Here is a 12,283-nt window from a genome sequence, read left to right as displayed (position 1 = left end):
CGGCCAGGCACCCTGGAGGGCGGAAGGGGAGAAAGGAGGCCCAGCCGTGCCCCACGACTTCGACGACTTCGACGACCTCGACTCCTCCGCCTCCTCCGACGACGAGGCGCAGATCCGCGCCCTCATCACCGGGTGGGCCGCGGCCGTCCACCGCGGCGACCTCGCCGGAGTGATCGCCGACCACGCCCAGGACCTCGTGATGTTCGACGTGCCGCCGCCCCACCAGGGCATCCGGGGCCTCGCCGCCTACCGTGCGGCCTGGCCGCCCTTCTTCGCGTGGCAGGCCCAGGGCGCCTGCTTCGACATCGAGTCCCTCGACATCACCGCCGGCTCCGACGTCGCCTACGCCCACGCCCTGGTGCGCTGCGCCACCCCGGAGGAACTCGCCGCGCACCCCGGCTTCCGGCTCAGACTCACCTTCGGTCTGCGCAAGGAGCGCGGCCGCTGGCTGGTGGCCCACGAGCACCACTCCTTCCCCCACGACTGAATCCGCCTGTTGGCACAGGGCTTTGCAGGGAACCGTGTCCTGTATGACGGAGCTCGGTCTGCCAGAAGAGATCAAGGCCTGCCTGTTCGACCTCGACGGGGTCGTCACCAGGACGGCCGTCGTGCACGCGGCTGCCTGGAAGGAGATGTTCGACGCGTTCCTGCGGGAACGCGAGGGCGAGGACTTCCGGCCCTTCGACGACCACGACTACGACGAGTACGTCGACGGTCTGCCGCGAGCAGACGGCGTGCGCACCTTCCTCGCCTCCCGCGGCATCGAACTGCCGGACGGGAATCCGGACGATCCGCCGGGCGCGGAGACGGTCCACGGCCTCGGCAACCGCAAGAACGCCCTCGTCCTGGAGAAGATCCGCACCGACGGCGTCGAGGCCTACGACGACACCCTGACCTACATCCGGGAGGCCCGCGCACAAGGACTGCGCACCGCGATCGTCTCCTCCAGCGCCAACTGCCGTGACGTGCTGCGCGCGATCGACGCCGAGGACCTCTTCGACGTACGCGTCGACGGCGTGGTCGCGGCCGAGCGGCACCTGCCCGGCAAGCCGCACCCCGACACCTTCCTCGCCGCCGCCCACGACCTGGGCCTGGACGCACCCCGCTCCGCCGTCTTCGAGGACGCCCTCGCCGGCATGGACGCGGGCCGCGCGGGCGGTTTCGGATACGTCGTCGGCCTCGACCGCGTCGGACAGTCCGACGCCCTCTACGAGCACGGCGCCGACATCGTCGTGAAGGGCCTCGCCGAACTGGGAGGCCCCGCGTGATCACCCACCGCTCCTACACCGTCGAGCCCTGGGCCGTCCGCGAGACCTCGCTCAACCTCGACGTCCTCGCCCAGAGCGAGTCCGTGTTCGCCCTGTCCAACGGACATGTCGGCTGGCGCGGCAACCTCGACGAGGGCGAACCGCACGGCCTGCCCGGCTCCTACCTCAACGGCGTCCACGAACTGCACCCGCTGCCGTACGCCGAGGCCGGCTACGGCTATCCGGAGTCCGGCCAGACCGTCATCGACGTCACCAACGGCAAGATCGTGCGGCTCCTCGTCGACGACGAGCCCTTCGACCTGCGCTACGGCCGTCTCGTCGCCCACGAACGCACCCTCGACCTGCGCCGGGGCGTCCTCGAGCGGTCCTGCGAGTGGATCTCACCGGCGGGATCGCGGATACGGGTGCGCTCGACCCGGCTCGTCTCGCTCACCCAGCGGGCGATCGCCGCCGTGGCCTACGAGGTGGAGCCCGTCGACAGCCGCACCCGCGTGGTGATCCAGTCCGAACTCGTCACCAACGAGAGCCTGCCCGGGGCGAACGGCGACCCCCGCGCCGCCAAGGCCCTGAAGTCGCCGCTGGAACACGAGGAGGGCTTCGCCGACGGCACCCGTCTGCGGCTGGTGCACCGCACCCGGCACAGCGGGCTGAGGGTCGCCGTGGCCGCCGACCACGTCGTCGAAGGACCCGAACGCACCACCACGGGCAGCGAGGAGACGGTGGACCTGGCCCGGCTGACCGTCACCTCCGTCCTGGAGCCGGGACAGCGGCTGCGGCTGGAGAAGCTCGTCGCCCACGGCTGGTCCGGGGCCCGCTCCCGGCCCGCGATGAGCGACCAGGTCGACGCGGCTCTGGCGGCCGCGGCCCACAGCGGCTGGGACGGACTCCTGGACGAACAGCGGGGCTACCTCGACGACTTCTGGGCCCGCGCCGACGTCGAGGTCGACGGCGACGAGGAGATCCAGCAGGCCGTCCGCTTCGCCCTCTTCCATGTGCTCCAGGCAGGCGCCCGCGCGGAGCAACGGGCCATCCCCGCCAAGGGACTGACCGGGTCCGGTTACGACGGCCACGCCTTCTGGGACACCGAGACCTTCGTCCTGCCCCTGCTCACCTACACCGAGCCCGGCGCCGTCTCCGAGGCCCTGCGCTGGCGGCAGCACACCCTGCCCGCCGCCCGCGACCGCGCCGCCCAGCTCGGCCTGAACGGCGCCGCGTTCCCCTGGCGGACCATCGAGGGCTCGGAGGGATCGGCCTACTGGCCCGCGGGTACCGCCGCCTTCCACGTCAACGCCGCCGTCGCGGACGCCGTGGTGCGCTACACCGAGGCCACCGGGGACACGGACTTCGAACGCGACACCGGCGTCGAACTCCTCGTGGAGACGGCCCGGTTGTGGCGCTCGCTCGGCCACCACGACCACCATGGCGTCTTCCACATCGACGGTGTCACGGGCCCCGACGAGTACAGCGCGATCGCCGACGACAACACGTACACCAACCTCATGGCCCGCGCGAACCTCCTCGCGGCCGCCGACGCCTGCGCCCGCCATCCGGAACGGGCCGCCGCACTCGGCGTGGACGACGAGGAGAGCGCCGCCTGGCGGGACGCGGCCGAGGCCGTGCACATCCCCTACAACGACGAACTGGGCGTGCACGAACAGCACGCGGGCTTCACCCGGTACCAGCAGTGGGACTTCGACGGCACCCGCGCCGACCAGTACCCGCTGATGCTGCACTTCCCCTACTTCGACATCTACCGCAAACAGGTCGTCAAGCAGGCGGACCTGGTGCTGGCGATGTACCTGTGCAGCGGCTGGTTCGAGGAGTTCCACGACGAGGAGCAGATCGCCCGCAACTTCGCCTACTACGAGCCCCTGACCGTACGGGACTCCTCCCTGTCGGCCTGCGTCCAGGCGGTCGTCGCGGCCCGCGCCGGACACCTGTCACTGGCGTACGCCTACACGGCCGAGGCGGCGCTGATGGATCTCGCCGACCTGGAGAACAACACCCGCGACGGACTCCACATCGCCTCCCTCGCCGGCACCTGGACGGCCCTCGTCGCCGGATTCGGCGGTCTGCGCCGTGACGGCGACTCCCTCCACTTCGCGCCCCGGCTGCCCGAGCGGTTCAGCCGCCTCGCCTTCAACCTCCAGCTCCTCGGGCGCTGTCTGCGGGTGGAGATCGGCCCGGACAAGGCGACGTACACCCTGATGTCGGGCGCTCCCTTGACGATCCGCCACCACGGCGCCGCCCTGACCGTCAACGGCGACGGCCCGGTCGTCCGCCCCGTTCCACCACCGCGGGACCGCCCCGCGCCGAGCCAGCCGGCACATCGCAGCCCGCACGCCCGCTGACCCCGAAGGCGCGATCCGGACACGCACCGCTTGGCCGAACTCCGCCCTGCCCCCGCCGCCGCCGCGGGTTACTTTGTCCATGTTTTGTGTAATGGATCAAGTCCCCGCGGCACACGGGGGTGAGGGGTGGACGATGGCTCACGGGGACAGCGCCCTGCTGGTCGGCGAGCGACGACGTACGTCATCGCTCGTCTTCGGCGCGTCCCGGCGGGACGGAGGGGCCCGGCCGATCGCCGCGGTGGCCGCGGCCTTCACCCTCGTCCAACTCGTTCTCGTCCGCCCCGGCATGGGCCTCGGCTGGGACGAGACCGTCTACGTCAGCCAGGTCGGCGTGCAGGCCCCGGCCGCCTTCTTCAGCGCCCCGCGTGCCCGCGGTGTCTCGCTGCTGGTGGCGCCGATCGCGAGCTGGTCGACCTCGACCGAACTTCTGCGCGTCTACCTCGCCGTGCTGTCCGGCCTCGGCCTCCACCTGGCCCTGCGCGCCTGGCGCGGCCTCTTCCCGGTCCGCGTCCTCGCCGTCGGAGGCGCCCTGTTCGCCTCCCTGTGGATCACCCTGTTCTACGGCCCCCAGGCCATGCCCAACTACTGGGTCGCCGTCGGCGCGCTGGGCGCGGTCGGCTGTTTCCTGCGGGCCCGTCAGGACCCCAGGGCGCTGTGGGGTGTCGCGGCGGGTGCCGCGCTCATGGCGTGGATGCGGCCCACCGACGCCGTGTGGGTCGCCCTCCCGCTGCTCGTCGCCGCAGCCGTCGGCCGCCGTCCGCGGTCCGCCCTGGCCCTCGTGATCGGACTGGTGGCGGGCGGTGCGCAGTGGGTGATCGAGGCGTACGTCAGCTACGGCGGTCTGGCCGAGCGTCTGCACGAGGGCTCCCGCATCCAGGGCGGCCTCGGCCCGCAGTCAGCCGTCGACGACCAGCTGCGCAGCCTGAGCGGCCGGACCCTGTGCCGCCCGTGCACCGGGCCGCTGCCGGACCCCGCCGTCATGGCCTGGTGGGCCGTACTCCCGCTGCTGGCCGTCGTCGGGCTCGTGGTCGCCGTCCGGGCCGGGCGCACGCGAGGCTCCCTCGTCCCGCTGGCCTGTGCCGCGACGGCCGCCGTGCCCTACCTCTTCCTGATCGGATACGCGGCTCCCCGTTTCCTGCTGCCTGCCTACGCCCTGCTCGCGATCCCGGTCGCCGACGCGCTGTTCCACCTGGCGACCACCCCGTCGGGCCGGTGGCGTCCGGTCGTGGCGGTGCTGCTCGGGATCGGACTGACGGGGCATCTGGCGGTGCAGTACGCCGTGCTGGAGCGCGTGGTGCACCGCACCACGCGCGACCACCGCGACTGGGCGCGTACCGCGACCGAGCTGAACCGCCTCGGGGTGCGCCCGCCCTGCCTGCTCACCGGCCACCTGTCGATCCCCGTCGCGTACTACGCCGGGTGCACCTCGGCGGCCGCGTTCGGCCCCAACGCCAACAGCACCGAGTCCGGCATCGTCGGGGCGTCCCGCCGCATGCCGGTCGCCGTCCTCACCCGGCCCGGCGGCTCGCCTCCCGCCTACGCCCGCGACTGGCACACCCTGCCAGCCGCAGGCATGGACATCCACGTCGCGCCGAACGTGAGCGGGCACGGACCGACATGACGTCCACGTTTCCGGCCCCCGCGCCTCTGGTAGGACTCCGGGTGTCGGCCCGAGACGAGGGGGAGTGCCATGACGTGGAACGAGAACGGCGGACGGTTAGGAGAGGAGTTCTTCACCCCGGGCTCCTCGTCCTTCACCGAGTTCCTGGCGGTCCACCGCCCCGAACTGCTCAGCACCCGCCGTGTCCTGCCCGACGGTGTGCGGGCCGCACCGGACCAGGTGCCGCACGGCACCACCGTGCTGGCCCTCTCCTACCGCGACGGCGTCCTCATCGCCGGTGACCGCAGGGCCACCATGGGCAACCTCATCGCCCAGCGCGACCTGGAGAAGGTGCACCCCGCCGACGACCACACGGCGGTCGCCTTCGCCGGCACCGTCGGACTCGCCCTCGACATGGTCAAGCTGTACCAGGTCGAACTGACGCACTTCGAGAAGATCGAGGGTGTCGCCATGACCCTCGACGGCAAGGCGCGGCGGTTGGCCGGGATGATCCGCCAGAACCTCGGCCAGGCCATGCAGGGCCTCGCCGTGGTCCCCCTCCTCATCGGCTACGACCCCTCCGCGCCGGAGGGCGAACGCGGCCGCATCTTCAGCTTCGACATCGTCGGCGGACTCTACGAGAAGACCGGCTTCCACGCCGAGGGCTCCGGATCGCCGTACGCCAGAGGCGCCCTGAAGAAACTGTTCCGCAAGGGCCTCGACCGTCGCGAGGCCGCCCTCGCCGCCCTCCAAGCGCTGTGGGACGCGGCCGACGACGACTCCGCGACCGGCGGCCCCGACATCAACCGCCGGATCTTCCCCATCGTCTCCGTCATCACCGAGGACGGCTTCGAGCGACTGTCCGAGCCGGAGACCGAGGTCCTCACCCGCGAGATGGTCGAACAGCGAAGCAACCGGCCGGACGGGCCGAACGCGACGCCCTGACAGGGCACTTTCCCCAGTCGTGGGGAAGACCTGTCACGGGCTTTACTGCACACGACTTGCAGGTACCGGAGGATGGCACAAGGCTGCTGAGAGCGGCCGTACCCCGAAAGAAGGATCCTCCGCCCGATGACGGCCGCCCCTGACTCCGCTCCGTCCCTCCTCCCCGCCGCCGGGCCCGAGAGGGGCTCGGTATGGCACCGCGTCCGTGGCTCCATGACGCGGCAGGAGTGGGTCAGGGCGGGCGGCATGGCCGGGGTCGTGGTGGCGCTGCACGTGATCGGCTGGTTCACCCTCGTCGCGATCGTCGCCCCGCACCACTACGGTGTCGGCGAGAAGTCCTTCGGCATCGGCATCGGCGTGACCGCCTACACGCTCGGGATGCGGCACGCCTTCGACGCCGACCACATCGCGGCGATCGACAACACCACCCGCAAGCTGATGGGGGACGGACAGCGGCCGCTGTCCGTCGGCTTCTGGTTCTCGCTCGGCCACTCCAGCGTCGTCTTCGTCCTGGCGCTGCTGCTCTCGCTCGGCGTGAAGGCCCTCGCGGGACCCGTGCGCGACGACGGCTCCCGCCTCCACGACATGACCGCGCTGATCGGTACGACCGTCTCGGGCGTGTTCCTCTATCTGATCGCGGCGGTCAACCTGGTCGTCCTGGTGGGCATCTGGAAGGTGTTCCGGCGGATGCGCTCCGGCCGCTACGACGAGGCCGCGCTGGAGGAGCAGCTGAACAACCGCGGCTTCATGAACCGCCTGCTCGGCCGTGTCATGAAGGCGATCACCAAGCCCTGGCAGATGTACCCCCTGGGCCTCCTGTTCGGCCTGGGCTTCGACACGGCGACGGAGATCGCCCTGCTGGTCCTTGCCGGGTCGGGCGCGGCCTCCGGGCTGCCCTGGTACGCGATCCTCACCCTGCCGGTCCTCTTCGCCGCCGGTATGTCCCTCCTGGACACCATCGACGGCTCCTTCATGAACTTCGCCTACGGCTGGGCGTTTTCGAAGCCGGTCCGCAAGGTCTACTACAACCTCACGGTCACCGGCCTGTCCGTCGCGGTGGCCCTCCTCATCGGCACGGTCGAACTCCTGGGCCTGCTCGCCGGGAAACTCGGCCTGCACGGCCCGTTCTGGGACTGGGTCGGCGGCCTCGACCTCAACCTCCTCGGCTTCGTCATCGTGGGGTTGTTCGTCGCCACGTGGGTCGTCGCGCTGGTGGTGTGGAAGGTCGGCCGGATCGAGGAGAAGTGGACGGCGGGGTTGGCGGGGGAGCGGTCCGGCGGCTGACCCTGCGTGCGGGCCCCATCGGTCCGCGCCACCCGCACCTGAACCCCCTCAGACCCGCACCCTGAACTCCTTGCGCCACTTGGTGAACTCGCGCTCGGGGTCCCCGGTGTACGACCACGGCGTACGGGTACCCCGGCGGTCCAGCATCTCCAGGAGGGGGACGGCGATCTCATGGAGCCCCGCGTGGCAGGCCGCGTGGGTCAGATAGTTGAGGTCGCGCAGCTCACCCGGGGCCACCGTGTGGTCGGTGCGGCCCACGATCCAGCGCTGCCAGGTGCGCCGTACGTCGCTGACGGCCCCGTCGTTCTTCCAGTGCTGCCCCAGCCCGACGGACGTCCGCCTGCCCTCGGCCGCGTCCTCCGCGGCCCGGTACTCCTCGACCCGCGCGTACTGCACCAGCACGGGCAGCGCGCACCCGGGTGGTGCCACCCCGGCCGCGTCGCGGGCGAAGTCGTACATCAGACCGTGCGAGCCGTGCCAGCGGGACGAGTAGTAGTGCAGGACCTGGAGGTGGCCCTCGACGCTGTACGGGTCACGCCCGTGCAACTCGTCCCACCAGCGCCCCAGCTCCTGCCGCCGCACCCCGGCCGGGTACAGCCGCGCCACCGAGATCAGGGAGATCCACGGCGTCGGATCGTCCACGAAAGCCTCGGCAGCCTGCAGACAGGCCATCACCGCGGCGTCGATGCGGCGCTGGTCGATCGGCACGCCCCGGCCCGCGGCGATGGCCAGGTTGAACGCCCTGGCCGTCTCCGTGGCCGCCCGCAGCACCAGCGCGTCACCGTTGTGCGGCTCGGCCGCCAGCCAGGACTCCACCGTCGAACTGCTCGCGCAGGCCTGGGCGAGCGTCCGCACCCGGTGTCCCCGCGAGAGCCACTCGGGCCCGGTGGCGCGCAACAGCTCCCGCAGGCCCTGCCAGCGGCCGATGACGATGTCCTGGCGGGCGGTGGTCAGCGGGACGTCCCCGCAGTCGGGGTCGAACTCGGGGGCGAAACGGTCTCTCGCCATCGCACAAACCCCTCAGAAGTCGGTGGGGAGACCGTCGTGGACGAGCGAAGGCCCGGATGCCCCGCCGTCGGGAACGTAGTCCGCCTCGACAGTACGGCTCGCGTCAAGCCTCGCGGGCCGGTAGTAGTCGCTGCCCCGCCTCCAGTACCAGAGCATCGGGATCAGGCCCACGGCGAGCCCGCCGACGCCGATCGTGATCGCGGCCGTGCTCAGGTCGCCCAGCGACTCGACGAATATCCAGAACATGAACAGGGCGCCCAGCAAGGGCCACAGCCCGCCGAGCAGGAAGTCGGCCGGGGACTTCAGCAGCATCTTGCGGTACGCGACCACGACCGCGAGGCCGCTGAGGCCGTAGTAGACGGCGATCTGCAGCCCGATCGCCGAGATCGCGTCGGCGAGGATGTCGCCCACCGAGCCCAGGGCGTTGGAGGCGATGAACATCACCAGCGCCACCGCGCCGACCACCACGATCGCCACCCATGGGGTGTTCCAGCGGCGGTGCACCCGGCCCAGCGCGGACGGCATCGTGCGGTCCCGGCCCATCGCGAACAACGAGCGCGTGACCTGGATCAGCGTGGTCTCCAGCGTGGCGATGGTCGACAGCATCACCGCGACGATCAGCAGTTTGCCGCCCCAGCCCGGCCAGACCTCGTCACCGAGCACGGCGAGCACGTTGGCGTCGTTGTCCTCGATCTGCTTCGAGGTGAGGATGACGTTCACCGCGATCGTGAACACCTCGAACAGCAGGAAGACGATGCCGACCCCGATGAGCCCCGCGAGTCCCGTCGTACGCCGGCTGTTGCGGGTCTCCTCGCTCAGGTTGCTGGTGACGTCCCAGCCCCAGTAGTAGAACGCGGCGATGAGCGCCCCCGAGGCGAAGCCCTGCATGCCGTCGAAGTGGCTGAAGCCGAGCCAGGACCAGTCGAAGGCGCGTGCGTTGCCCGTGTGGAAGAACGCGAGCACCGCGAACAGGGCCAGTATCGCGAGCTCCACACCGGACATGACGAGCTGGGCGCGCACGGTCAGCCGGGCACCGCCGAGCACCACGAGCAGCATCAGCACGAACCAGGCCGCGCCCACGACGGTCGACAGCGCGGTGTTGTCCGCGAGGTCCTGGTCGAAGAGGGCCAGTGTCATCGAACCGGCGGGCAGCGAGCCGGCCACCATGAAGATGGTCGCCGAGATCACCAGCGCCCAGCCGCTGACGAAGCCCAGAAAGGGGTGGAGCGTGCGGCCCACCCAGGAGTAGCTGGCGCCCGCGTTGACGTCGATCCGGCTGAGATAGCTGAACGCGAGTGCGATGCCCAGCATGGGGATCGCGCAGTACAGCAGAGCCGCCGGACTGGCCAGGCCCACCGAGCCGACCAGGACCGCGGTGGTCGCGGCGATCGAGTACGCCGGCGCGCTGCCCGCGACGGCCATCACCACCGTGTCGAAGGTACCGAGGGCATTGGCCTGCAGCCCTCTGCCCCTGCTGTTGATCATGGTGCGCTGCTTTCGGTAGGGCACGACGCACGGCGGAGGGGGACCGTGCGGCGCAAAAGGGGTGGGGGGTGGCTCCGCCCCGGGCACTGAGAGGGATGGCCTCGGGCAGGGGCGGTGGAGAGAGGAACCGAAGGGGGTGCGCGGGGGACCGTACGGCCGCTGCGTGGACGGCCGGTCACTCCGTGTATGCGAGTGATGATAGCCGTATTCCTTGACCCTTCAAGATTAACTGGGGGGTAACCTTCCGGCCGTGGAATGCCTTACTCCGGCAGCCTTTTGAGGTGGGAGGGCGCATACGGGGAAACGCGGATCAGGACACCGCATCGAACCGCATGTGACGCGAGAGGGAGGCAGCCCATGGGCACCGAACCGACACCCGCCGAGGCGCCGGCCGCCGACGCCTACCAGCCCACCGGAACCAACGAGGAGCAGGAGGACGCGGCGCCGCTCGACCTCCAGGACGCCGTCGACGAACGGACCTACGACGACACCCTCGACGAGGGCTACTCGCCACCGGAGAAGCCCCTCGGCGTCACCCGGCACGGCACCACCGCGGCCGGACAGCACGACGGCGAGACCCTCGACGAACGCCTCGCCCAGGAGGTCCCCGAGGTGGCCGCGCCCCTCGGTGACGAGATCGGCGACCTGCCCGACGGCGAGGGCGAACCGGTCGACCCGGAGGCCGGTTCCGACCGCGCCGGACGCCTGGTAGCCCCCGACGAGGGCGCCCACCCCACCACCACGAAGGACGAGGTCGCCACCGACGTGGGCATCGACGCGGGCGCGGCGGGCGCGGAGGAGGCCGCCGTGCACATCGTCGAGGACCCCTCCGAGGAACCCTGACGGAAGTTCAGTCCCCGATCCGGTCGATCTGGCGGAGTTTGTTCGTGGCGTCCAGGGCCGCGACCTTGTAGGACTCGGCGAGTGTCGGGTAGTTGAACACCGCGTCGACCAGATAGTCGACCGTGCCGCCACAGCCCATCACGGTCTGCCCGATGTGGATCAGTTCGGTGGCCCCGGTACCGAAGCAGTGCACGCCCAGCAGGGTCCGGTCCTCCGGGGAGACCAGCAGCTTCAGCATGCCGTGGGAGTCCCCGATGATCTGGCCGCGGGCGAGTTCGCGGTACCGGGAGATGCCGACCTCGAAGGGCACGCTGTCCTCGGTGAGTTGGTCCTCGGTACGTCCGACGAAGCTGATCTCCGGGATGGTGTAGATGCCGATGGGCTGGAGATGGTGCATCTGTCCGACCGGCTCGCCGAAGGCGTGGTAGGCGGCCGACCTGCCCTGTTCCATGGACGTCGCCGCCAGCGCCGGGAAGCCGATCACGTCTCCCACGGCGTAGATGTGCGGCACCTCGGTGCGGTAGTACTCGTCGACCGTGATCCGGCCGCGCCGGTCGGCGGCCAACCCCGCCTTGTCCAGGTCGAGTTCGTCGGTCAGACCCTGTCGGCCGGCCGAGTACATCACGGCGTCGGCGGGTATCTTCTTGCCGCTCTCCAGGATGGTCAGCGTGCCGCGGGGATGGCGCTCGACCGCGGCGACGGTCTCACCGAAGCGGAACGTCACGGCCAGGTCGCGCAGGTGGTACTTCAGCGCCTCGATGACCTCGATGTCGCAGATGTCGAGCATCCCGGCCCGCTTCTCGACGACCGTCACCTTGCTGCCGAGCGCGGCGAACATGGAGGCGTACTCCATCCCGATGACCCCGGCGCCGACGATGACCATGGAGCGCGGGACGCGTTCGAGGGCGAGCACGTTGTCGGAGTCCATGATCGTGCGGCCGTCGAACTCGACCGTGTCCGGCCGCGCCGGGCGCGTGCCCGTGGCGATGACGATGTTCTCCGCGCTGAGCAGACGCTCGTGTCCGGTGACCTCGCGCAGGGCGACGGTGTGCGGGTCGACGAAGCGGCCGGTGCCGGCAAAGAGGGCGATGTGGTTGCGGGAGAGCTGACTGCGGATCACGTCGACCTCGCGGCCGACCACGTGCTGGGTGCGCGCGGTCAGATCGGAGACGGTGATGTCCTCCTTGAGCCGGTAGCTCTGTCCGTACAGGTCGCGCTGAGTGAGGCCGGTCAGGTACAGCACCGCCTCGCGCAGGGTCTTGGAGGGGATGGTGCCGGTGTGGATGGAGACCCCGCCGACCATGTCGGGGCGGTCGACGACGGCCACCCGGTGGCCCAGCTTGGCCGCGGCGATGGCGGCCTTTTGGCCACCCGGACCGGATCCGATGACGAGCATGTCGAAGTCGGGCACCCTCGGGAGTCTGTCAGCCGCAGGGTCCCTTTCGAAAGGGTGAGCAGGAAACCGGTCACCCACTGAACCGGCGCAGCCGCTGCAGGAG

10 protein-coding genes are annotated in these 12,283 nt (G+C 70.7%); 7 read left to right on the top strand and 3 right to left on the bottom strand.

The window, feature by feature from the left end:
• The first annotated feature begins 46 nt into the window (after positions 1-46).
• From AQJ46_RS03660 to nicT, 6 genes are all read left to right on the top strand, one after another.
• Positions 47-487 carry a YybH family protein gene (locus tag AQJ46_RS03660; RefSeq protein ID WP_059204156.1) on the top strand — a complete coding sequence of 147 codons (441 nt, stop codon included), beginning with the start codon at positions 47-49 and terminating at the stop codon, positions 485-487.
• A gap of 43 nt (positions 488-530) precedes the next feature.
• Positions 531-1,268, top strand: a complete 738-nt coding sequence (locus AQJ46_RS03655; protein ID WP_059204155.1) for a beta-phosphoglucomutase family hydrolase — start codon at positions 531-533, stop codon at positions 1,266-1,268.
• Positions 1,265-3,619: a glycoside hydrolase family 65 protein gene (locus AQJ46_RS03650; protein WP_057613062.1), complete on the top strand. Its 2,355-nt coding sequence runs from the start codon at positions 1,265-1,267 to the stop codon at positions 3,617-3,619. The genes AQJ46_RS03655 and AQJ46_RS03650 overlap by 4 nt, the downstream gene beginning before the upstream one ends.
• A gap of 133 nt (positions 3,620-3,752) precedes the next feature.
• Positions 3,753-5,240, top strand: a complete 1,488-nt coding sequence (locus AQJ46_RS03645) for a hypothetical protein (RefSeq protein ID WP_059204154.1) — start codon at positions 3,753-3,755, stop codon at positions 5,238-5,240.
• 69 nt (positions 5,241-5,309) lie between these two features.
• Positions 5,310-6,164: a proteasome subunit beta gene (prcB, locus tag AQJ46_RS03640; protein WP_059204153.1), complete on the top strand. Its 855-nt coding sequence runs from the start codon at positions 5,310-5,312 to the stop codon at positions 6,162-6,164.
• Between the two features lie 126 nt (positions 6,165-6,290).
• Entirely contained in the window at positions 6,291-7,448 is a 1,158-nt protein-coding gene (gene nicT, locus AQJ46_RS03635) for a Nickel transporter NicT (protein ID WP_079072095.1), read from the top strand.
• Between the two features lie 48 nt (positions 7,449-7,496).
• On the opposite strand, the gene AQJ46_RS03630 is transcribed toward nicT, so the two are convergent.
• Both AQJ46_RS03630 and AQJ46_RS03625 read right to left on the bottom strand, forming a co-directional pair.
• On the bottom strand, positions 7,497-8,456 hold the full coding sequence (locus AQJ46_RS03630; protein ID WP_059204152.1) for a hypothetical protein: 960 nt from the start codon (positions 8,454-8,456) through the stop codon (positions 7,497-7,499).
• Between the two features lie 12 nt (positions 8,457-8,468).
• On the bottom strand, positions 8,469-9,941 hold the full coding sequence (locus AQJ46_RS03625) for an APC family permease (protein ID WP_059204151.1): 1,473 nt from the start codon (positions 9,939-9,941) through the stop codon (positions 8,469-8,471).
• Between the two features lie 357 nt (positions 9,942-10,298).
• On the opposite strand from AQJ46_RS03625, the gene AQJ46_RS03620 reads away from it, so the two are divergent.
• The gene (locus tag AQJ46_RS03620) at positions 10,299-10,784 is read left to right on the top strand and encodes a DUF5709 domain-containing protein (RefSeq protein ID WP_059204150.1); all 486 of its coding nucleotides are present in this window, start codon (positions 10,299-10,301) and stop codon (positions 10,782-10,784) included.
• A gap of 7 nt (positions 10,785-10,791) precedes the next feature.
• Here the strand turns inward: AQJ46_RS03620 and sthA are convergent, their stop codons facing one another.
• Positions 10,792-12,195, bottom strand: coding sequence for a Si-specific NAD(P)(+) transhydrogenase (gene sthA, locus AQJ46_RS03615; protein ID WP_059204149.1), 1,404 nt, complete (start codon positions 12,193-12,195; stop codon positions 10,792-10,794).
• Positions 12,196-12,283: the final 88 nt, after the last annotated feature.

The organism is Streptomyces canus, from assembly GCF_001514145.1.
Classification (GTDB): domain Bacteria; phylum Actinomycetota; class Actinomycetes; order Streptomycetales; family Streptomycetaceae; genus Streptomyces; species Streptomyces canus.
Note: the sequence above shows the minus strand (reverse complement) of the source record. Positions and strands in the feature narration are given on the sequence as shown.

Coding starts and splice junctions, on each gene's coding strand:
- AQJ46_RS03655 (WP_059204155.1), top strand. CDS start 531: ATGACGGAGCTCGGTCTGCCAGAAGAGATCAAGGCCTGCCTGTTCGAC.
- nicT (WP_079072095.1), top strand. CDS start 6,291: ATGACGGCCGCCCCTGACTCCGCTCCGTCCCTCCTCCCCGCCGCCGGG.
- AQJ46_RS03645 (WP_059204154.1), top strand. CDS start 3,753: ATGGCTCACGGGGACAGCGCCCTGCTGGTCGGCGAGCGACGACGTACG.
- AQJ46_RS03630 (WP_059204152.1), bottom strand. CDS start 8,456: ATGGCGAGAGACCGTTTCGCCCCCGAGTTCGACCCCGACTGCGGGGAC.
- AQJ46_RS03625 (WP_059204151.1), bottom strand. CDS start 9,941: ATGATCAACAGCAGGGGCAGAGGGCTGCAGGCCAATGCCCTCGGTACC.
- prcB (WP_059204153.1), top strand. CDS start 5,310: ATGACGTGGAACGAGAACGGCGGACGGTTAGGAGAGGAGTTCTTCACC.
- AQJ46_RS03620 (WP_059204150.1), top strand. CDS start 10,299: ATGGGCACCGAACCGACACCCGCCGAGGCGCCGGCCGCCGACGCCTAC.